The 21,905-nt window shown below is 44.2% G+C and carries 22 protein-coding genes; 3 read left to right on the top strand and 19 right to left on the bottom strand.

All coding sequences use genetic code 11. The features are described from left to right. Window positions 1-2: 2 nt before the first annotated feature. The 6 genes from mdxG to P3L57_RS17200 all read right to left on the bottom strand — a co-directional run bounded on the left by mdxG (window position 3) and on the right by P3L57_RS17200 (window position 7,104). Window positions 3-839: a maltodextrin ABC transporter permease MdxG gene (mdxG, locus tag P3L57_RS17175; protein WP_082687833.1), complete on the bottom strand. Its 837-nt coding sequence runs from the start codon at window positions 837-839 to the stop codon at window positions 3-5. Continuing rightward, a complete protein-coding gene (gene mdxF / locus P3L57_RS17180; protein WP_044159277.1) occupies window positions 840-2,147 on the bottom strand; it encodes a maltodextrin ABC transporter permease MdxF in 1,308 nt (435 codons plus the stop codon). A 39-nt stretch (window positions 2,148-2,186) separates the two neighbouring features. Next, the gene (locus P3L57_RS17185; RefSeq protein WP_044159279.1) at window positions 2,187-3,440 is read right to left on the bottom strand and encodes a maltodextrin ABC transporter substrate-binding protein; all 1,254 of its coding nucleotides are present in this window, start codon (window positions 3,438-3,440) and stop codon (window positions 2,187-2,189) included. A gap of 94 nt (window positions 3,441-3,534) precedes the next feature. After that, complete coding sequence (locus P3L57_RS17190) at window positions 3,535-5,304, bottom strand: glycoside hydrolase family 13 protein (RefSeq protein ID WP_069486877.1); 1,770 nt, start codon at window positions 5,302-5,304, stop codon at window positions 3,535-3,537. Window positions 5,305-5,412: 108 nt separating this feature from the next. Further along, on the bottom strand, window positions 5,413-6,363 hold the full coding sequence (locus P3L57_RS17195; protein WP_059292482.1) for a LacI family DNA-binding transcriptional regulator: 951 nt from the start codon (window positions 6,361-6,363) through the stop codon (window positions 5,413-5,415). Window positions 6,364-6,528: 165 nt separating this feature from the next. Continuing rightward, complete coding sequence (locus P3L57_RS17200; RefSeq protein WP_069486876.1) at window positions 6,529-7,104, bottom strand: LOG family protein; 576 nt, start codon at window positions 7,102-7,104, stop codon at window positions 6,529-6,531. A gap of 116 nt (window positions 7,105-7,220) precedes the next feature. On the opposite strand from P3L57_RS17200, the gene P3L57_RS17205 reads away from it, so the two are divergent. Beyond that, window positions 7,221-7,541, top strand: coding sequence for a MazG nucleotide pyrophosphohydrolase domain-containing protein (locus P3L57_RS17205; protein ID WP_059292481.1), 321 nt, complete (start codon window positions 7,221-7,223; stop codon window positions 7,539-7,541). A gap of 27 nt (window positions 7,542-7,568) precedes the next feature. On the opposite strand, the gene P3L57_RS17210 is transcribed toward P3L57_RS17205, so the two are convergent. Both P3L57_RS17210 and P3L57_RS17215 read right to left on the bottom strand, forming a co-directional pair. After that, window positions 7,569-9,179 (bottom strand): SulP family inorganic anion transporter, encoded by a 1,611-nt coding sequence (locus P3L57_RS17210; protein WP_059353602.1) that lies wholly within the window; start codon window positions 9,177-9,179, stop codon window positions 7,569-7,571. An 18-nt stretch (window positions 9,180-9,197) separates the two neighbouring features. After that, window positions 9,198-9,782 (bottom strand): beta-class carbonic anhydrase, encoded by a 585-nt coding sequence (locus P3L57_RS17215; protein WP_044159292.1) that lies wholly within the window; start codon window positions 9,780-9,782, stop codon window positions 9,198-9,200. Window positions 9,783-10,185: 403 nt separating this feature from the next. On the opposite strand from P3L57_RS17215, the gene P3L57_RS17220 reads away from it, so the two are divergent. Then, entirely contained in the window at window positions 10,186-11,163 is a 978-nt protein-coding gene (locus P3L57_RS17220; protein WP_083244497.1) for a 2-hydroxyacid dehydrogenase, read from the top strand. 37 nt (window positions 11,164-11,200) lie between these two features. Here P3L57_RS17220 and P3L57_RS17225 read toward each other — a convergent pair whose 3' ends face one another. The 4 genes from P3L57_RS17225 to P3L57_RS17240 all read right to left on the bottom strand — a co-directional run bounded on the left by P3L57_RS17225 (window position 11,201) and on the right by P3L57_RS17240 (window position 15,757). Further along, window positions 11,201-13,141: an FtsX-like permease family protein gene (locus P3L57_RS17225; protein ID WP_069486874.1), complete on the bottom strand. Its 1,941-nt coding sequence runs from the start codon at window positions 13,139-13,141 to the stop codon at window positions 11,201-11,203. Continuing rightward, entirely contained in the window at window positions 13,116-13,895 is a 780-nt protein-coding gene (gene psdA, locus P3L57_RS17230; protein WP_044159302.1) for a lantibiotic ABC transporter ATP-binding protein PsdA, read from the bottom strand. The genes P3L57_RS17225 and psdA overlap by 26 nt, the downstream gene beginning before the upstream one ends. Before the next feature lie 84 nt (window positions 13,896-13,979). Beyond that, a complete protein-coding gene (locus P3L57_RS17235) occupies window positions 13,980-15,050 on the bottom strand; it encodes a HAMP domain-containing histidine kinase (RefSeq protein ID WP_069486873.1) in 1,071 nt (356 codons plus the stop codon). Then, window positions 15,044-15,757, bottom strand: a complete 714-nt coding sequence (locus tag P3L57_RS17240; RefSeq protein ID WP_069486872.1) for a response regulator transcription factor — start codon at window positions 15,755-15,757, stop codon at window positions 15,044-15,046. The genes P3L57_RS17235 and P3L57_RS17240 overlap by 7 nt, the downstream gene beginning before the upstream one ends. Before the next feature lie 141 nt (window positions 15,758-15,898). Between P3L57_RS17240 and P3L57_RS17245 the strand changes: the two genes are divergently transcribed. Further along, window positions 15,899-16,108 carry a hypothetical protein gene (locus P3L57_RS17245; RefSeq protein WP_059292476.1) on the top strand — a complete coding sequence of 70 codons (210 nt, stop codon included), beginning with the start codon at window positions 15,899-15,901 and terminating at the stop codon, window positions 16,106-16,108. Window positions 16,109-16,159: 51 nt separating this feature from the next. Here the strand turns inward: P3L57_RS17245 and P3L57_RS17250 are convergent, their stop codons facing one another. The 7 genes from P3L57_RS17250 to trxB all read right to left on the bottom strand — a co-directional run bounded on the left by P3L57_RS17250 (window position 16,160) and on the right by trxB (window position 21,798). Continuing rightward, window positions 16,160-16,921 (bottom strand): arylamine N-acetyltransferase family protein, encoded by a 762-nt coding sequence (locus tag P3L57_RS17250; protein ID WP_069486871.1) that lies wholly within the window; start codon window positions 16,919-16,921, stop codon window positions 16,160-16,162. A gap of 10 nt (window positions 16,922-16,931) precedes the next feature. Continuing rightward, window positions 16,932-17,189 carry an HPr family phosphocarrier protein gene (locus P3L57_RS17255; protein WP_069486870.1) on the bottom strand — a complete coding sequence of 86 codons (258 nt, stop codon included), beginning with the start codon at window positions 17,187-17,189 and terminating at the stop codon, window positions 16,932-16,934. A 23-nt stretch (window positions 17,190-17,212) separates the two neighbouring features. Next, entirely contained in the window at window positions 17,213-18,163 is a 951-nt protein-coding gene (whiA, locus tag P3L57_RS17260; protein ID WP_024122966.1) for a DNA-binding protein WhiA, read from the bottom strand. Window positions 18,164-18,185: 22 nt separating this feature from the next. Next, entirely contained in the window at window positions 18,186-19,139 is a 954-nt protein-coding gene (gene mgfK / locus P3L57_RS17265) for a gluconeogenesis morphogenetic factor (RefSeq protein ID WP_069487010.1), read from the bottom strand. Between the two features lies 1 nt (window position 19,140). Beyond that, on the bottom strand, window positions 19,141-20,028 hold the full coding sequence (gene rapZ / locus P3L57_RS17270; protein ID WP_059334990.1) for an RNase adapter RapZ: 888 nt from the start codon (window positions 20,026-20,028) through the stop codon (window positions 19,141-19,143). A gap of 24 nt (window positions 20,029-20,052) precedes the next feature. Further along, window positions 20,053-20,529: an 8-oxo-dGTP diphosphatase gene (locus P3L57_RS17275; RefSeq protein ID WP_081638370.1), complete on the bottom strand. Its 477-nt coding sequence runs from the start codon at window positions 20,527-20,529 to the stop codon at window positions 20,053-20,055. 318 nt (window positions 20,530-20,847) lie between these two features. Further along, the gene (gene trxB, locus P3L57_RS17280; protein WP_044159317.1) at window positions 20,848-21,798 is read right to left on the bottom strand and encodes a thioredoxin-disulfide reductase; all 951 of its coding nucleotides are present in this window, start codon (window positions 21,796-21,798) and stop codon (window positions 20,848-20,850) included. Window positions 21,799-21,905 lie beyond the last annotated feature (107 nt).

Raw genomic sequence — 21,905 nt, forward strand, 5'->3', positions numbered from 1 at the left:
AACTACCCCTTTGTCCCGCCGGCTGTCAGCCCGGACACAAAGTTCTTTTGGAGAAAAAAGAACAAAATGCATATCGGCAGTGCGGCAAGTATCGCTCCTGCCGCAAACAGGGCGACTTTTTGCTGCTGCGGGTTTGAAATGAATGATTGCAGCCCCACAGCGATGGTCAGTCTTTCCGGTGTGCGAAGCAAAAACTTTGCCAGCAAATAGTCGCCAAACGGTGCCATAAATGCCCAAAGCGCTTGTACCGCAAGCATCGGCTTAACAAGCGGCAAAACAATTGAAGCGAAAATCCTCAGATGTCCGGCTCCATCAATTCGCGCTGCTTCATCAATTTCTCTCGGTACAGTATCAAAATAACCCTTCATCAGCCACGTGTTCATCGGAATTCCGCCGCCGATATAAATCGCTGTTAAAAACCAGTATTGATCGAGTGCGCCTATCAGCATGGCCAGGACGTAAAAAGCAGTCAGCGCTGCCATCGTCGGCACCATTTGAATGATTAAAAAGAATACCAGGCTCTTTTTTCTGCCTGCAAACCGATAGCGGCTGTACGTATACCCGGCAAGTGTCACAATCGTAACCTGCAACACCATGACCGATAGCGCGATGATTAGTGTATTGCCATACCAATGAAGATAAAGCGTCTCGTCAAATAGCCGCTTAAAATGGTCCAAAGTCCAAGAACCCGAAAAATCAAGCTGAAAAGCCGCCACATTCCCTACACGGAAAGCGGATGATGCGGTAATCAGCAGCGGATACAGAATGACGATACTTAAAAGCGTCAAAAATAAATAGGTACAAATCCTATTAAGCATTCTGGCAGTTCTCGCGTTCACCTACATAACCTCCTCATTGCCAAAGGCATTCGATTTTTTAAAAGCAATCAGGGAAATTCCAATGACAATGAAAGAAATTAACAGTGTAACAGCCGCCGCAACAGAATATTGCGGTGATGTGCCTGTTGTCAGTTTATAAATCCAAGAAATTAAAATATCGGTCGACCCGGCGCCCGCTCCCGCGCTGCCCGGTCCTCCCTCATTAAATAAGTAGATGATCGAGAAATTATTGAAATTAAACGTATACTGGGTAATCATCACGGGTGCTGTCGCAAATAAAATCATCGGGAAAGTAATATGTTTAAAACGCTGAAGAAACGTGGCCCCGTCAATCTTTGCCGCTTCATACAGTTCACCTGGAATCGCCTGAAGCACGCCTGTTACCATGACATAAATATAAGGAAAACCGAGCCAGGTCTGAATCATAATGAGGGCCGTCTTCGTCCAGAAAGGATCGGTCTTCCACGCGATCGCCGGCAGCTCTACAAACGGCAGGTGATTCAATAATGGAATCACCTGTGCATTCATCGCTCCTATGCTGTCGTTAAAAATGTTGGAAAAACTCATGATTGTAATAAAAGCCGGAACAGCCCATGGAAATAAGAAGATCATTCGATATATCCGCTTGCCTTTTATAAAATCCTGATTGACGAAAAGGGCCGTCAAGATACCCAAAATGATTTGCAGCGTTGTCGCACAGATTGTCCAGATGATCGTCCAGCCCAGTACATTCACAAATGTTTCACGATAGGAGCCGAGGAAAAAAATATTCAAAAAATTTTTAAAACCGACCCAGTCAATCAGACGATTAGGCGGAATATGATAAAAATCATAGTTTGTTAATGCAACAAACAGAGTCACCAAAACCGGAAAAATAATCACAAACACCATCATGATATATGCCGGCAGTGTAAATAAATATGGAAACCCTTTATCTCCCGCATGACAGATCATGTCCCTGGCCGTTGTATTGACCTTCAAACCCGCCGCTTTCATAGCGGCGGTCTTACGCGAATCAAAAATATTAAAGATATAGAACATGAGGAAAATCACTGTCACGATCAATTGCAGCGTGCCTTCAATCAGCATAAACAGTGAGTGATCCTCACCGGGAACACTTCCCAATGTCATCAATCCGGTTAGCGCCTGAATACCGAAAACGCATAATTCAAAAACAAACAAACCTGTGATGGCCAGAAACAAGATCCCCTTTGAAAACTGCTGATTCGCCATCTGCCCAAGCCCTGGAATGACCGATAAAAGCCCTGCCTTTCGTATTTGCTTTGCAAGTGTGTGGTGTTTATTCATTTTTTCGCCCTCTATTCTTCCGGACGCTGTCCCGCCGTTTTATTTCACATACTTTTCTTTTATATTTTCCTTCATAACGTTTACAGCATCATCCGCTGATTGTTGTGCCGCTTTTTTTCCTGAAGCTGCATCAAAAATCAAACTTTCCGCTCCAGTCCATACCTCAGCCATTTCCGGAATATTCGGAGTCGGTGTCGCTGTTTCATATTGTCTAATCACAGCTGACGTGAGCTCATTTTTTTGCTCATCCGCTTTCTTTCTTGCAGCTGTGTTGGCCGGAACTTCGTTTGTATCCTCATAAAAAACGTAAGCATTGGCGTCATTTGTAGCATACTCAAGCCATTTTTCAGCCAGTTCGGGTTCTTTTGTATATTTTGAAGCAACCCAGCCCTTGCCGCCGGCAAAAGGGGCATATTCTTCTCCGTTTGGCAATGTCGGGATAGGAGCCGCTCCGTAGTTTAATTTAGCCTCTTTATAGTTGGCAGCTGACCAAGGTCCGCCGATGATAGCAGCCGCTTTGCCATCTATAAACATCTGCTGAATAAAATCGTCGGCGCTTGAATTGTCTTGCATGCCTTTTGGCCAATAGGTTTTAAACCATTTCTCCGCATACTTCACAGCTTCTACTGCCCCTTTATTGTTCAGGCCGATGTCCCCGGAATCTGTGCCATTTTTTCCAAATACATATCCGCCGTAACCTGCCAATAAACCGTACGACATATAAAAGTCAGTCCATTTCGCTAAAAATCCGGTTGATTTTCCTTTTTCCGAAGCAAACGCAAAGCGGGAATCCTCCGCTAATTTTTCAAGGTCTTTAAATGTTTTTGGCGCTGTTTTTAAAAGATCTTTGTTGTAGTATAAAACAAGTGTTTCAATGACTAGCGGCATTCCATACACCTTGCCGTCAATTGTCACCTGCTGCATTTCTTTATCGCCAAAACTTTTTGTGTTAGATGGCTTAACGTCAAGCAAATGTCCTTGCTGGCCCAAACCGCCGATCCGGTCGTACGCTGCTAGCATAACATCAGGTGCGTTCCCCGCCGGGCCATCAAGGGGAAGCGCTTCCAATTGATCGAACATTTGCTTTTCAACGACTTTTATTGTGACATCATTCTCTTTTTCAAACTTTGCTTTGATGCTTTCAATGTATTCTTTATAGGTTTCTTCGACAGACACAGTCAGTACCTTTTTACCGTCCGAGCTTGCCGGATCTTTTGAATTTGAGCAGGCGGCAAGGCCGAATGTCAGGACTGATGCCGCCAATAAGGCGAAGCCCTTTTTAAAAACTGCCATCTCTTTTCCCCCTTTTATTGATGAATCTATAACAATTGTATTGTTCTCTCGAAAGCGGTTACAAGAAGTTTCAGCTTGTTACCGATAACAGAATTTATACAGTGTCAGCAGCACCCAAAATAAAAAATTCCCCCGGCTGAACGGCAATCACATCTTCATAATGAAGCGGCTGCTCTGTCCACGCATCGTAGATTTTCTGATAGCGATCAATTTTCAAATCTCGCAAACTGACATGTTGAGCCGCGTTCCCCTGATTGAAGAAGTAAATCAGTTTTTTTTCATCGAGCGTCCTCGAAAAGCGGATAAAATCGTTTTGGTCATCCAGCAGATTCCACTCAAGATCTCCATAAGTCAATAAAGTGTTTTCCTGTTTGCGTAAAGCAATTAACCGTTTCATAAATGTAAGCATCTCTTGGTTTTGCTTCTCTTTTTCCCACACCATACATTTCCGGCATAACGGATCATTTTCGCCGTCCAATCCGATTTCCGTTCCATAATAGATGCATGGTGAACCTGTCTGGGCAAACATAAAGGCCAGCAAAGCACGTGCTTTTTTTCCGTCATTGCGGCACCTTGTCAAAAGACGTTTTGTATCATGGCTATCCAGTAAATTAAACATCACCTCATTGACCTGCTTCATCCCAGTCATCAAATGTGCATTTAACCGGTGGGCCATGCGCGAGGCTGGAATCTCCCGGTCAGCAAAATACTCAATCATAGGTTCTGTAAAAGGATAGTTCATCACCGCATGAAATTCATCTCCTCTAAGCCAAGGTTCGGAAGAATGCCAGATTTCCCCCAAAATATAAACGTCAGGCTTTTCTGCTGATACGGCTTGCTTAAATGTCTTCCAAAAAGCGTGATCCACTTCATTTGCCACGTCTAAACGCCAGCCGTCAATGTCAAATTCGCGAATCCAGTACAAAGCAATATCAAGCAAATATCTCTGTACCTCGGGATTAGCCGTATTTAACTTTGGCATCTCGGGTGTAAACGCAAACCTATCATATTTGCCTTCTGTGACAGGAAACGAGTGAATATGGAACCAGTCTTTATAGCGGGATTGAGCTCCGTTTTTCACGACATCCTGCCACTGCGGAGAAGAGCTGCCTATATGATTAAAAACAGCATCAAGCATAATTCTCATCCCCCGCTGATGAAGACGGCTGACCAATGTGCGAAAAAGCTCCGGATCTCCAAAATGCGGATCAATGGTATAGTAATCCAATGTGTCGTATTTATGATTGGAAGGCGCGGAAAAGATCGGAGTTAGATAAATTCCGTTAACCCCTAAATCCTCTAAATAATCAAGCTTATCGATAATCCCTTGCAAATCTCCCCCAAAAAAATCATTTACGTCCGGGTCCCTGCTCCCCCACGGTAACGCACCCTCCGGTGACAGATCTTCTCTTCCATTTGCAAAACGCTCCGGAAAAATTTGATACCAAACCGTTGCTTTTGCCCACTCAGGCGCTTGGAATGTATCGGCATCATGAACAAATGGAAGTTTATAATAATAATGGATCGTCTCCAGCGTTTTTTCGTTATAAGGGCATACACCTGAGCTTCCGAAAAAGATGTCTTCATGATGGTCTGTTACAACAAACGCATATTGCAAACGCCTAAATGGCGGCACCACTTCAGCAAACCAATAATCATGCATGTCTGTTGCGGCGATCTTCCTCATCGGCTGCTCGTTTGCCGACCACCTGCCGCCGCTGTACTCATAAGGGTCACCCCAAATCAATCGAATGTGATCGGCATCACCTTTTTTCGTCCGAATCTTAATATGCACTGTCCGCCCGTCATAAGAATAAGCATCAGAACTGAACGGCTGATGATGAATCGCTGCATATTCCATCATGTCTCCCCCTTTGATTTCCGTTTTATATCCGGCTCAAGTTTGAAAGTATCATGATGAAATCGCAGGAACAATCCTTTTTGCCTTGTTACCGATAACAGAATAAGGCTCTTACAGAGTCGATTCACGCACAATTAACTCCGGCTCAAAAAATAGGTGCCCTTGAGGAGCGCCGTCTTCATTCATTTTTTTCAGCAGCATTCTCGCACAGGCCTCACCCATTTCAACTACTGGCTGTCTGACTGTAGTCAACCGTGGCGAGGAGATGCGATCAAGAAATACGCCATCATTCCCGGTAACCGCAACGTCTTCCGGAATTCGTTTTCCAAGCGATTGCGCCGCACGAATGACGCCGAGCGCGATTCGGTCGGATGCGCAGACAAACGCTGCCTGATTGTTCAGGGATTCCAGGACTTCTCTTGCAAGGCATTCACTTTTTTTAGAACTGTTATCGATCCGAAACATATTCGTTTTTTTAAAGCTTTCATTCATCGCACGAATATACCCCTGTTCTCTCGAGCGTTCGAAAGGCTCATCTAAATCAATGCCAAAAAAGACAACCTCCCGCTTCCCCAGTCCCATGACATGGCGGGTTGCCATAAAAGTGCCTTTTTCGTTATTCACATCGATAAAGTCATAGCCCATTTCATTTTGCCCAAATACGACGAGCGGCTTCTCAAAAGCTTTGATCACACCTTCAAAATCGTTCTTTCTCAAGCCGGTGGCAATAATGCCGTCACATTGGCCAATATTAAGAGAATTTCTTGTCACAAGCTGCAAAGCATAATGATGGCGATCCAGCTCCCGGCTGATTCCGGTTAACAGGTTCATGTAATACGGTTCTGTCGTATCCATTTCCTCGAGAATCAGCAGTTTGACAACCTGTGTTCTGTTTTGCACGAGCGCCCTTGCCGCATAATTAGGGATGTAATTCAGCTCTCTCATCGCGGAATGAACAAGTTTTTTTAATTCGTCTGTCACCGTCTCAGGATGATTGATCACTCTTGATACCGTCATTTTCGAAACATTTGCTTTTTTCGCCACATCTGATAATGTTGCCATTTTCATCCCCTCCTCGCCTATGCTTATTACGCCTGTCCAAACTAGTGAAAAAGTCATTTATTATAGTAAATTATACTATGTAACCTAAAAGAAACTAAAAAAGAGATTTCCTTCAGGAAACCTCACATTGTCGAGAAAACTCGGATATAAGCTTTGAATGTCTCATTAAATTTCTGTCCACTTTTTCTCTAAAATCGGATATGAGTAGTTCTTCATTTGCTCAACTAACTCATCGGGCCGTGAAGAGCTGTGGATCAGTTTAAGATGAGAGTCGTTAGAAAATCCTTCTTGAATGCTGTACTTGACCATTTTCTTCATCGGTTCAAAATATCCGTTGACATTATACAGTCCGATCGGTTTTTGATGAATGCCGATCTGCGCCCAGCAAAGCACTTCAAATAATTCTTCATATGTACCGAAACCGCCCGGCATGGCGATATAGCCGTCAGCCAGTTCGCTCATTTTTGCCTTCCGTTCGTGCATGCCGTTGACTTCAATCAGCTCTGTCAGGTTTTGATGGACAACCTCTCCGCTGAACAGGCCGCTTGGCATCACTCCAATTGCAGTGCCGCCGTTTTCCATTAACGCATCGGCAATCGCGCCCATCAACCCTACACGCGAGCCTCCGTATACCAGGCCGATTCCCTGCTCTGCCATATACACGCCAAGCTCTGTCGCTTTTCTTTTATACGCTTCATTTCCCCCCGGGTTTGAGCCCGCAAATACACAAATTGTTTTCATTTCGTCATCTCCGCATCTATATATCGTGTTAACATTCAAAAAACACACTATATATTGTCCCACCTTCATGTGATAATATCAATATGAAATACATAAAGAATGCAGGAGTGATGATGTTGCAGCTGGCTGATGCTGAAAAATGGATGAGAGAGTTTTACGAAAAAAGGGGCTGGACGGAATACGGACCGTTTATTCGAGTCGGATTTTTAATGGAGGAAGCCGGAGAGCTGGCACGGGCTGTCAGGGCGTATGAAATCGGCAGAGACCGGCCGGATGAGAAAGAATCGACACGAGCTGAGCAAAAACAAGAATTGATTGAAGAAATGGGAGACGTCATCGGAAATATCGCCATCCTTGCTGATATGTACGGCGTTTCTTTAGAAGACGTGATGAAAGCCCACCAAGAAAAACTGACAAAGCGATTTGAGCATGCATAAAAAAACGGCCGCAGTCGGCCGTTTTTTTCATCCTGTGATTTCATCATGATGATCAAAGAAATGCTGCTTTCCTATTTTGTGAAAGAGGCCTGTTTTATGCAGGAGCTCTTTAGGCTGAGACTGCAGCCCTACGATCATCAGTTTTCCGTTGTGGCGCTTAATTCTGTTCATGATGTTCACAAGCACCGCTTCTGCGGACGTATCCATGTAATGCACTTTATTCATGAGTAAAATGAGGGTCTTCGGCTTTTTCTGTACATGCTCTAACAGTGACGATTCAAGCGAATCAATCGATCCGAAAAACAGCGGTCCTTCTATGGAGTACATGCTGACAGAAGGATCTGTCCCCTGCTCCCTCTTAGCCGCTTTCGCAAGAGCTGGATGAGACTCCTGATTGTGAATACGGGTCGCTTCGCTCATTCTTCTGATGAAGAACACAAATGCGAGCAGCAATCCGGTCGCCACACCGACGATTAAATCAAACAGAACCGTCAGGACAAAGGTAGCGGCTAAAATGAAGGAATCGGCGTTTTTCAATCTCAGCATGTTTGCGACTTCCTTCCGCTCACTCATATTCCATGCGACAACCATCAATATCGGCGCCATACTTGCAAGCGGAACATGGGAAGCATAAGGCGCGAATACAAGCAGTACAAGAAGAACCACGACGCCGTGAACGACACCTGAAACAGGTGAAACCGCTCCGTTTTTAATATTGGTTGCCGTCCGCGCAATCGCTCCGGTAGCCGGGATTCCGCCAAACAGCGGCGCGGCCATATTCGCAATTCCCTGGCCGACAAGCTCTTTGTTGCTGTCGTGCTTTGACCCTTTCATATTATCGGCAACCATCGCGGATAAAATCGATTCGAGACCGCCAAGAAGCGCGATGACAAGCGCTGCCGGAAACAGCATGACCATTTTATCTATTGTCAGCTCTGGAAACTGAAATTCCGGCAAATGGCGAGGAATATCTCCATAGGTTGAGCCAATCGTTGCCATGCGGTCAGGGAAAAACACAACCGCAACAAGCGTAGAAATGAGAAGAGCCAATAAAGCTCCGGGTATCTTTGGCATCACTTTGGCGGATACAAGCAAAATGACAAGTCCGATGACTGCTGTCAAAATGGCATATCCGTTAAAGGTGCCGAGCTTCTGTGCAATTTCAAACATGTTGTGATGAAAGTTCTCATGTTTTTCTACGTTTTTCAAACCGAGAAAATTAGCGATTTGTTCAGTGAAGATTAACACGGCGATTCCAGCCGTAAACCCGACGATAACTGGCTTCGGCACGTACTTCATAATTTTGCCGAGCTTAAACAATCCGAACAGCACCAGCATGACGCCTGCCATAAACCCCGCTATCAGCAGATTTTCCAGCCCGTACTGCATCACAATACCGAATAAAATCGGGACAAACGCGCCTGTCGGACCGCCAATTTGATATTTAGATCCCCCGAACAAAGAAATACAGATCCCCGCCACAACAACAGTATACAGCCCGTATTCAGGCTCGACTCCCGAGGCAATGGCAAACGCCATCCCTAAAGGAATTGCCACGACTCCTACTACGATACCTGCAATTAGGTCTTTCTGAAATTTCTGCAAATTGTATCCCTTGAATCTCCCAGAGAATCGCATATTTTGTTAAAACCTCCCTTATGGATTAGTCTTTATGAGCTCAGTTTCATAACCGTTAATCACGACGTCAAGTTTGCCTGTCTCCGGGTGTATCACAAGCCCGTGAACCGGCAGCTTTTTTGGCAGCAGCGGATGATTCTTGATCAGATTGACACTGTGGGAAACGCTTTCTTCCACACTGTGAAAGCCAGTCAGCCAGGTTTTTAAATCTAATCCGGCGCTATCAAGCAAACTCAGGCAGCTTGCTTCTACCCCGCGTTCCTTTGCTTTTTCAAGAATCGAGGCCGCATTCAGGCCTGACATCCCGCATTCATGGTGGCCGATTATGCAAACCTCTTCAGCCTGCAATTCATAAATGGCGACCAATATGCTGCGCATGACACTTCCAAATGGGTGAGAAACGATGGCTCCCGCGTTTTTTACAATCTTAGCATCGCCGTTTTTAAGCCCCATTGCTTGCGGAAGAAGTTCTGTGAGTCTTGTATCCATACAGGTAACAATAACGAGCTTTTTTGAAGGAAATTTTGTCGTTTTGTAGGGTTCGTACTTCTTCTCTCTGACAAATTGCTGATTGTGTTCCAAAATTGATGTTAAAGAAACCATTTTTATTCATCTCCCATCCCTGTGTTATTGCAAGCCTTCTTACCCAGCTTACAGTAAGGAATTATAGCATAGGAACAGGCCGCGAAAAGGCTTTCAACAAAAGACGATCTAAATGGACTGTAAAATAAAAACTCAAAAATTTATATCTTTCAAAGATAATAAAATTTATATTTATTGAATCCTATAATCCAGGTTCTGCTGGTATTTTGGTGATTTGTCTGACAAAAAATATAGGCGAATTCAGATAATTAAAAAACTTATTTAAGCAGAGGCTGCTATTTTTTCAGTCATCGCGATCATTTTAAGTTCAAAAGAACCAGAAATTTTAACAAACGCAGCAATATTTCTAACTTGTATTTCTTTCAGATATAATAAAATAGACAACAGCCATAAAGGGGGAGCCTTGTTGAAACCATTTGTATTTATCACCAAACCGATTCCTGAAGAGATTGAAAACATGATCAGTGAGCATTGCCGCTATGAGATATGGCAGGAGGATACACTTCCGCAAGAGGTGCTATTCGAAAAAATGAAAGATGCTGAAGGGCTTTTAACTACTGGAACATCTGGGCCGTCCATCAACAGTGAGCTGCTTGAACATGCTCCTAAGCTGAAGGTCGTCAGCAATCAATCCGTCGGCTACGATAATTTTGATATAGAAGCGATGAAAGAAAAAAGCGTCGTCGGCACTCATACGCCTTATACACTGGATGACACAGTCGCCGATCTGGCCTTTTCTTTAATTCTATCATCGGCCAGACGTGTTGCTGAACTGGACCGTTTCGTCCGGGCCGGTAAATGGGGTACAGTTGAAGAAGAAGACCTTTTCGGCATTGACGTCCATCATCAAACATTAGGCATTATCGGCATGGGCAGAATCGGCGAGCAAGCGGCCAGACGCGCCAAATTCGGTTTCGATATGGACGTGCTTTATCATAACCGCCATCGCAAACAAGAAACTGAAGAAAGCATCGGCGTCAAATACGCTGAGCTTGACACACTGCTGGAGCAATCAGATTTTGTTCTGCTGATTACTCCGCTGACTGACGAAACGTATCACATGATCGGGGAACGTGAATTTAAACTGATGAAGAATTCGGCAATTTTCGTCAATATTTCCCGGGGAAAGACGGTTGATGAAAAAGCCCTCATCAGCGCTCTTCAAGAAGGCTGGATTCGCGGTGCCGGTTTAGACGTGTACGAAGAAGAACCTGTCGCAAAAGACAACCCGCTCTTGCAGCTCGACAATGTCACCCTGCTGCCGCATATTGGCTCAGCAACGGCGAAAGTGCGCTTCAATATGTGTAAACAGGCCGCTGAAAACATGATCGCAGCTATCAAAGGAGAAACACCGAAAAATCTGACAAGAGAATTTCAGTAAAACAAAAAATCCGGTCTGATGAAGACCGGATTTCATATTACATATGCTGGAGAACAGCACGCTTATAAATATGACGAGTGACGATATAATAAACAGCCTGGAACACAAAATAAATGAAGATGACAATCACGGCCTCAAGAAATAAGTTAGCATTCAGCATGTTGCTTAACGCCACATACGCAAAACCGGCGTGAATCGTGCCCGCGATAAACGGGATGAAGAACAAAAATCCAATTTGTCTTCCAAGGATGGAGTGAATCTCTTTGTCCGTAATCCCCATTCTCTTTAATGCTAACACTTGCACTCTCGTATCTTCTATTTCAGTAAACATCCGCAAATACAGCATGCTCCCTTGAACGATAAAAAACAGCACGCTGACAAACAGACCGATAAACAGCATTAGTGCGACTCCCTGCTTTACAACTTGAAAACTCGGAGCACGCGTTTGAAAATCAGATGTATGTTCTTTTGGCACCATGTTTTCAAGCTTCTCAGAGACGTCCACCGTCTCCTGCCAATGCTCAAGCTCATAGCCTACCACTCTCGTCTGATCCTTCAGCGGCACCTCCTGTGTCAGGCTGTCAAAGCTTTTTTCGCTGACAACCAATAAACGGCTGACTCCTCCGACTGACATCAATATCCCTTTGTTTTGCTGCTTTTTCATGACATAGGAAAGTGATTTTCCTGACTTCATATGAAACGCTGCTTTTTCCCCTTCCCCGAACGTATCTTTCACCATCATTTGAAACGGAACATTGATAAACGCTTCATTTTCTTGTAAATGAATAACGGGAAAACCTTTTTCCTTTGCGACTTGATTATAGATTTTCTCTGAGATCAGCAAGGCCTCTGCTTCCGCTTTCCTGTTTCCATACGGCAAGTCTGATTGAAATGTAACAGGAATACCTGTGGCATTCACCTTATATTTAATCTCAGCATCTGCTCTTTTCAATGTATTCTCAGCCGTCTCAGGCTTCATAACCTGAAAGCGGGAAGCGTCTTTTTCCACCCAGGCAACAGATTGAGGAATGCTTTGCTCCTCCTGCCTTTCTAAATCAGCATAAAACATATAGATCACACCTGTAGCGGTTAAAATGACTGCTGTAATCACAGAGGTTAAAAACAGCATGCGTGCGTGATCTTTCAGCCTGAATATCATGTTGGAACGCACAATGATATTGGTTCCTTTGTAAAAGCTGTGTTTCTTTCTGTACAGCATGCGGAAAAACGCGACACTGCTTTGTGTAAAAAAGAAATACGTGCCGATTAACACTAAAATCAAAATCGGAAAGACACGAAACATCATGTCGATCGCATTGGCTGTGGCAGACAGATAATAACCGCCAGCCAGACAAAGCAAAGACAGCACAGTGAGCCATTTTGAATAGGCCGGTAAATGTTTAGGTTTTTGAGCTGATTTAATCAAATCTATGATTTCGAGCTTACGAATCTGCCCCAGCGATAAAATAAGCAGGACTTGAAACAATATGAGAAAACCGACCGCCGTCAGCACAAATGCTTTCGGTACAATCGCAAACGAGATCGGCACCTTCACACTGAGCATCCATGTCATGACCATAAAAAACAGTTTTGAAAATAACAGCCCCGTGCCGATACCGGCCGCAATCGCAGCAAGAGAAATCAGCGACTGCTCATAATAAATCATCTTTCGGAGCTGCTGCTTTGATGTTCCGAACAGCGTAAACAAGCCGAACTCTTTCTTTCTCGCTTGTAAAAATGCTGAATTTGAATAAGAAATAAAGAATATACAAAACACGATGATGACGATAAGAGCCGCGCTCAAACACGTTTTCACAAGGCTTCCGCCATACACATTGTCTTCCGTCACATCGGGGTGAAAAATAAAAGATGTGAAGACGAAAAAGACCGAGACGGCAAACACACAGCTTAAAAAGTAAGCAACATATCTTTGCAGATTCCCAATAATGTTCTTACGGGCGATGGTTCTCAAATTCATGAAAATCGCCTCCCAACACACTCAGGGTATCCAGGATACTTTGATAAAACACCTGCTGATTCGTTCCCCTGCGGATCTCTGAAAAAAATCTTCCGTCTTTAATAAAGACGATCCGTTTACAGAAGCTTGCCGCTGTGGCATCATGCGTAACCAATAGTATTGTTGCTTCCTTTTCAGCATTTAGCTGAGCCAGCGTGTTCATGACCTGTTTTGCAGATTTTGAATCAAGGTTGCCTGTCGGTTCATCCGCCAATATCAGAGCCGGATTATGAATAATGGCTCTTGCACAGGCCGCACGCTGCTGCTGGCCTCCGGACACTTCGTATGTACGGTGGTCCAGAATATGTTTGATTTGCAATGTATCTGCCAGTTCATCTAAGCGGTTTTCCATTTCACTCAGTTTTACCTTGTCCAACGCGAGCGGAAGCAGGATATTTTCCCGAATCGTCAGCGTATCAAGCAGATTAAAGTCCTGGAAGACAAAGCCCAGCTCTCTTCTGCGAAACAGAGCCATCTCTTGATCCTTTAACGTTTTCGGCTGAATGCCGTTGATCATCATCTCGCCCTGGGTCGGCTTATCAATGGTGGCCAGCAAATTCAGGAGCGTGGTTTTTCCGCTTCCTGACGGCCCCATGATGCCGACAAATTCTCCTTTATTTACACTGAGGTCAAAATCGCTAAGTGCCTGATATGACATCGTTCCTTTATTTGAATAATATGTTTTTGACAGCTTCGTTGTTTGCAGCACGTTCATGCCTCTGATCCTCCTTTTTTCTTTATTATAAAAAGGAAGTCAGCAGCCTCCCATCGAACTTTCTTTCAATCTCGCTTTCGAACCTTACAATGCTGTCACATTCGCCAGAGTGTCACTTGAAAAGACGATTGTCATCACGGTGCCCGCTCCCTCTTTTGATTGCGCGTACAGTTTATGGCCCAGCTGGCTGCACACCTCTTTCGCCAAATATAGGCCCATTCCTGTCGCCTGCGTCATGCTTCGCCCGTTTTCACCAGTAAAAAACGGATCAAAAATCCGGGGAAGATCCTGCGCCGGGATGCCGATACCGTCATCTGCAACTGATAAACGCGTTTCATGGCCTTGCGTTTCAATCCGGATGGTAATATGGTCCCCAACGCCTTGCTTTGAATATTTCAGGGCATTGAAAAGGATTTGCTCCACAACAAAGGAGAGCCACTTTTGATCACTGGAAACCTGGACGGCGTTTGACGGCACATGTAATTTTGGAAAAAGCCGCCGTTTAATAAACTGCCGTTTTTCCTGATTGATCAATGAGCGGACAAGCTCTGTCAAATCAAAGGTTTCTGGTTTTACATCAAAAGCGAACTCCTCCAGCCGGGCTGTTTGCAGCATCATATCCAGCCCGTGGCGAAACCGTTCATTTTCATCTTCCAGCTCCTCTAAAAATGTCTGAAAGGAAGAAGCGGTCCCGTTTTTTCCTTCTTGAATCATTAAGGAAATGACGGATACGGGTGTTTTCATATGGTGAATCCATTGATTCGTAAATGTATAATGCTGTTTTTGTTTATTGATATATTGTGAGAGCTTTCCGGCATATTGATCGCCAAGCGCGTTAATCATTTTTGTCCAGAGGGCTTGCTCTCTTGTTCTTGGCTTGCGGGCTTCAAGCGACCGCCCTATGTCATTCGAAGCGGGTGCCTGATCGGCCAGTTTTTTCAAAAATGCCAGAAAGGACACTTGCCGGATGTAATCGGCAGTAAAACCGGCCGCCAAAAGGACACCAGGCAGGACCCATATGTACATCATATTTTCTGAAGAAGGCTCGGCACCGCTCTCTATAATGCTTAAATATGCAATAAACATGGCGGCACCTATGCTTAATAAGGAAAAAAGAATAATGGCTAATCGGTCGATTATATAAGTCTTTAACACTCCCGTTCATCCTTCCGATTGACTTCAAATACATAGCCCTGGCCCCTGATGGTTGCAATGGCGTCTTTCAATCCGGCATTCTCCAGCTTTCTCCGCAGCCGGTTTACATTAACCGTTAATGTATTATCATCAACAAAATCAACGTCGTCCCATAATGCCTCCAGCAATTCATCACGCGAGACAATTTTTTTATGCTCTCTTATGAAAATCGAAAGCAGCTGAAATTCTTTTTGTGAAAACGAGATGCGGCTGTTCTTCCACTCCGCTTCATATTGATCTGGATATATCGTTAGACCGCCAAGCTCCACCAGTCTTGATTCCTGAGACAAAGAAGGAGAATACTCACCATAAGTCCGGCGCAGTACGCTTTTGATTTTGGCCATGACGACTTCTAAGTGAAACGGCTTTGTGATATAGTCATCGCCCCCGTTCTCAATCGCCATCACCTGATTCAGTTCATCAGTCCGCGCCGAGATAAAAATAATCGGAACATTGGAAACCGTCCGGATTTGCCTGCACCAATAAAACCCGTCAAAAAAAGGGAGATTAATATCGAGCAGCACAAGATCCGGTTTCATTTCCGCAAATTCTTCCTTTATGTCATTCAGCTTTTCAGCTATTTTTATATGATATCCGTATTTCTGAAGATGGCCGCCAAGCAATGAAGCAATCCGTTCATCATCTTCCACGAGTAAGATCCGATACACGTTTATCCCCCTTATATGTCTAGCACGGTGATTTTTCTAGAAGATTCCAAAATTATTATAGCATGAAGGAGGAATAGGAAACCCGACATTCGTTATGATAGAATACGAAAGGAAAATATTTCATATTCGGAAGGTGTCTCTTTGAAGAAAATGATGATAATGCTGGTTATAACGGCAACTCTTTCAGCTTGCCAGCCCAACTATACAGGCAAATACATCGTCTGGGGAAATACACTGTCAGAAAACAACAAAGAATGCCTGAAAGACAATCAAATTCCTTACAAGAAGGAAAATGGAAATGTATCTATTCCAGAGGATGCATTTGATGCAGCCATCAATACGTGTTCATAAAGGTGAAAACTGCTGAAACCAAAGAAAAAAGCTTGCAGACATTCTGCAAGCTTAACCCTTAAAAAAATGAGCTTTTAGTTTCTCTTCGAACTCCGTGCTGGTGATGTCCCTCTTCTGTACTTCTCCGTCATTTTCTTGAATCGTAAGATGACGGTCTGACATGACGATCCGTCCGTTCGGGGTCAGCTTAGAAGCAAGCAGTGATTTATTAAAGGGCGATTTTTCATGAGAGTGGATTATATCCTTCATCATGTCTAAATCACGGACGTCACTTTCATCAAGGGTAAAGGCATAACCGATTTGCCAGCCTTCTCCTTTGTCCATCAACAGAAGATGGGTGCCCATTTCCGTCGCTTTTTCCTTGATTCGGAATGCTCCCACAGGAGATTGTACCGTTTCTCCGGAAAGCGGTATCGGCTCCAGCGCCAGGTTGATGCCAAAACCAATATCAACAATGTAATCTCCCTTTTCTGCCGACAGCCATACAGCAGCATGGGTTCCTTCTAATGCCCACTCTTCTTGCTTTCCTGCATAAACTGTTCCGCGGATGAGCTTCACATGAAAACCGGCATCGCGTAAGACATAATAAAGAAAACCATTCAGGTCGTAGCATAGTCCCCCATGCTGTTCTTTGATCAGACGGCGCCAAAGCTCCTCTTTGGTTACCTTATAATTCTCTTTTGCAAGAACTGCCCGATTTTCAAAAGGGTATCGGTACGCCATTGCTTTTAGAAAAAGGGGAAGATCGTCGAAGCTGACATGATCCTTCTTCCAGCCGATTTTCTTAAAACAGTCTTTCAGAAAATCATTCATTTTGTATCACCTAAACTTCCTCTTGAACATACGCCGAAAGCTTTTCCAGCGCCTCTTGTTCATCTTCTCCCTCGGCAACCAATGTGACTTCTGTGCCTGTGCTTACTGCAAGGCTCATCAGTCCCATGATGCTTTTCGCATTTACTTTTTTCCCATCCTTCTCAAGAAACACATCTGACGTAAACCGGTTTGCTTCTTGTACAAACAAAGCAGCAGGACGCGCCTGCAGTCCTGTCTTTAATCGAACTTCCACTTTCTGCTGAACCATAAGATCTCCCCTTTTCTTTACGGTTATTTTAAAGTGACGGTTTGCCCTGTCCGCAGCTGTTCTGCGATTTCGTCAAGCTTTCTCAGCCTGTGATTGATCCCTGATTTGCTGATTTTTCCGCTCGCTACCATTTCCCCCAGCTCTTTCAGCGTCACTTCCTGGTAATCAATCCGCAGCTGCGCGATTTCCCGAAGTTTTTCAGGAAGCGCCTCCAAGCCGATTCTTTCATCGATGTATTTAATATTTTCTACCTGTCTGAGCGAAGCCCCGATGGTTTTGTTTAAGTTGGCTGTTTCACAATTGACAAGGCGATTAACCGAATTTCTCATGTCTCTGACGATTCTGACATCCTCAAAACGCAGCAGCGAATTATGTGCGCCGATTACGTTCAGAAATTCAGTAATCTTTTCAGCCTCTTTTAAGTAAGTGATATAGCCTTTTTTCCGTTCGAGCGTTTTGCTGTTTAAATGAAACTCATTTAACAGGTCGCATAATGAATCGTTATGCTCTTTATAAAGAGAAAAAATTTCTAGATGGTACGAGGAGGTTTCCGGGTTATTGACTGAACCTCCCGCCAAAAATGCCCCTCTCATGTAAGAACGTTTGCAGCATCTCTTTTTGACAAGCTCTTTTGAAATATTTCGCTCAAACACAAAATTCTCGCCGAGTATTTTTAAATCCTCTAAGATGAACTTTGCATTCTCTGAAAAACGCACAATATAGACATTATTCTTTTTAAGCCGCATTTTCTTTCTGACCAGCAGCTCAACCGACACATCATATTGTCTTTTCAGCAATGTATAGATGCGACGGGCAATCGCTGCATTTTCAGTTTGAACATCAAGTACGAGATGGCGGTTAGCAAATGATAAAGATCCATTCATTCGGATAAGTGCAGACAGCTCTGCCTTAATGCAGCAGTCCTTCACTTCCAGGTTCGTTAATTCTTTTTTTGTTTCCGATGCAAATGACATATAGCCACCTCATTTCAAGGCTTCATTCTTTAAGTAAATCGACAAGAAGAGAAGCCACTTTATGTGTATCGTGACGAATTACGTCATTTTTATGTGTTACGATTTGATCTCTGATAACTTCAAGCCCCATCGCTTTCAGCTCTTCGATATCAAAATCAACAGGACGCGCCGATTCTGCTGCGTACTTACGTTTTATTTCGTCAGGAATGTCTTCACTGTTAACCAGTATGGTATCGATAAAGCCGCAGCCCATATGCTGATTGAGCGCTTTCACATGATCGGCAGCGGTATAATGTAGCGTTTCTCCGGGCTGTGTCATCACATTGCAGATATATACTTTTTTCGCCGGCGCCTTGATCACTTCTTCTCCAATTTTCGGGACGAGCAAATTAGGGAGAATACTGGTATAAAGGCTTCCCGGTCCGATAATAATCAGATCCGCTTCCCTGATTACTCCTATCGTTTCCGGCAGCGGATCAATGTTTTCAGGCGTCAGAAAAACGCGCTTAATACGCTGGCCGTACTCCGGAATAGTGGACTCGCCTGAGACCACGCGCCCGTCCTCCATTTCGGCATGCAGAACAACACTGGCATTGGCTGCCGGCAACACCTTTCCTCTTACATTCAGCACCTTGCTCATTTCTGTGACAGCGTGAAAAAAATCACCGGTTATATTCGTCATCGCTGCCAAAATTAAATTTCCGAGTGAATGGCCCGTTAAGTCGTTCCCTTTATTAAAGCGGTGCTGAAAGAGATCTTCAACTAGCGGCTCCACATCGGATAAAGCGGCAAGTACATTTCTGATGTCTCCTGGTGGCGGGATTTGCAGTTCGTTCCGCAGCCGCCCCGAGCTACCTCCGTCATCAGCGACTGTGACAATCGCCGTAATATCAACGGGCTTATGCTTTAAGCCCCGAAGCAATACAGAAAGGCCCGTGCCGCCGCCAAAGATTGCGATTTTCGGTTTTTGTTCCATTTTATTTCCGGCTTCTCTTTTCAATGTCCCGGTGAGTAACATGAGTATAGTAATCCTTTTTGAAATAGTCAGCTAAATACTCGGCAAGTGTCACAGAGCGGTGCTGGCCCCCTGTGCAGCCAATCGCAATGACGAGCTGGCTCTTTCCTTCTCTTTTGTAGGACGGCAGCATGAAGCTGAGTAAATCGATTAATTTTTCATTGAACTTTTGTGTTTCATTCCACTTCATGACGTAAGAGGATACCTCTTCATCTTTTCCGGTCAGCGGCCTCATGCTTTCGATATAATATGGATTCGGCAAAAATCTGACATCAAAGACGAGATCGGCATCAATCGGAATACCGTATTTAAAACCAAATGACATGACATTTACCGTAAATGTCTCTCCTTGGTTTGTCGCAAAATGCTTTACAATTTTCTCGCGCAGATCGCGCGGCTTCATGTCTGATGTATCATAAATCATTTGAGAGCGGCCTTTTAATTCCTCAAGCAGCTCGCGTTCCAGCGCGATGCCTTCGAGCGGAAGACCAGTCACTGCCAGCGGATGCGAACGTCTCGTTTCTTTATATCTTGTCACGAGAATCGAATCCTTCGCGTCTAAAAATAAAATTCGCGGTGTAATCCACGGATTTTCCGCCATTTCATCCAGCGCCTCAATCAGCCGGTCAAAAAATTCACGGCCGCGCAAATCCATAACAAGCGCGACCTTGCTCATTTTCGAATTTGATTCCTTCATCAGCTCTAAAAATTTCGGAAGCAATGAAGGCGGCAGATTATCGACGCAGAAATAGCCGAGATCTTCAAAGCTTTGAATCGCAACGGTTTTTCCCGCTCCCGACATACCGGTTATAATGACAAGCTGAATATCATGTGATTCACTAACACTCATCTTTCTCCCCCCTGACTTGTCTTTCTATTTGATGTGCTGCGGATCTAAACGATAACTGAGCAGCTCAAACTCCGGTGTATACGTAAATGTGCCGTGCAGCAGCCCTTGTCCCTTCATCATAAAGTCGAGGATATGGCCGTCTCCCGGGGCCATAGGCAGGTTTTGAATATCCTTCACATTGTGCCACTGCAAAATGCCTTCTTCTGATTCAGACACATTTTCTCCCGTATAGGAATCAGCAACAAACGTAAACATCATCCACTCAGACACAATGTGGTCACCGTCTTTAATAATAAAGGTAAAAACGCCTTTTAGCTGAGGATTTATGATATAGATACCAGTCTCTTCTCTGAATTCTCTGATGACGGAATCCCTGACTGATTCTCCGCTCTCCATCTTGCCTCCCGGCGCGACCCACCAGCCGCGTCTTGGCTTTTGAAGAAGAAGAACTTTGTCATCCGCCTTGAGAACACAATTTGTCACTCTTTGCAAGTACGTCACCTAACCTTCTCGTCCTGTCATCGTCTCTTTATTATACCGTTTCAAGATGCCTCTCACAATGAAGAGACATTGACAATCTTTTCTTCTATTTTACAGCATATTCTTTCCCGCGTTCAGATGATTTTATTGTGAAAGGACATTGTCTTTTATTTTTGGACAAAAAAAGGACACGGATAACTGGAGAATCCGTGCCAAAAGTGTATTCATTATAAAAAGGGGGTCAATTACTTTATTAATCATAACCGATAAGTTTTACACAACTGTTACAGCGGAATTAAAACCCAGTAACGTTATGTGAAACTCGTATGACAGCCCTTTTTATTTTAAGGTTTTCAGCGTTTCCTGGAGCTCTTCGACATAATGCTGTACGCTTTGTGCCGCAATACTTCCGTCACCTGTAGCCGTTACGATTTGGCGCAATGATTTTTCGCGAATGTCTCCGGCTGCGAAAATCCCTTCAACCTTTGTTTCCATTCGGTCGTTGGTTTCGATGTAGCCTTCTTCATTTGTGATGCCAAGGTTTTCAAACGGTTTAGACAGAGGAAGCATACCGATATAAATGAATACGCCGTCTGTTGTGAATTCACTTTCTTCACCAGTTACCGTATCCACAAGCGTCACTTTGCCGACTTTGCCGTTTTCCTCATGAATTTCCTTCACGGTTTTATTCCATAAGAAATCTACTTTTTCATTATCAAACGCTCTCGCTTGGAGAATGCTTTGCGCACGTAGTTTGTCACGTCTGTGTACAATCGTTACTTTTGAAGCGAAACGTGTTAAGTACACGCCTTCTTCAACCGCTGAGTCTCCTCCGCCGACAACAACCAGCTCTTTACCTTTAAAGAAAGCGCCGTCACATACTGCACAATACGAAACACCGCGGCCGCCCAATTCTTTTTCGCCAGGTACGCCGATTTTTTTATACTCTGCACCTGCGGCAATGATAACAGCACGTGCTTTATATTCTTTTGAACCGGCTTTCACAACTTTGTACTCTTTGCCGTCCACAATTTCTTTAATATCGCCATAAGCGTATTCCGCGCCGAATTTCTTCGCGTGTTCAAACATTTTGTTGGAAAGCTCAGGTCCGAGGATGCTTTCGAAACCAGGATAGTTCTCCACATCTTCCGTGTTTGCCATTTGGCCGCCCGGAATTCCTCTTTCAATCATTAATGTCGATAAGTTTGCTCTAGATGTGTATACAGCGGCCGTCATCCCAGCAGGACCCGCGCCGATAATAATCACGTCATATATTTTTTCTTCTGACACACTCATTCACTCCTTAAAACGTCTTTTCGAGTTGGGCTCTTCCTTATATGATAAGAATCCCCATCAAACGTATTCCTTACCCATATCCTATAAAATCTCATAGTGAT

This window comes from Bacillus sp. B28 (genome assembly GCF_029536185.1).
In the GTDB taxonomy this organism is placed as follows: domain Bacteria; phylum Bacillota; class Bacilli; order Bacillales; family Bacillaceae; genus Bacillus; species Bacillus halotolerans.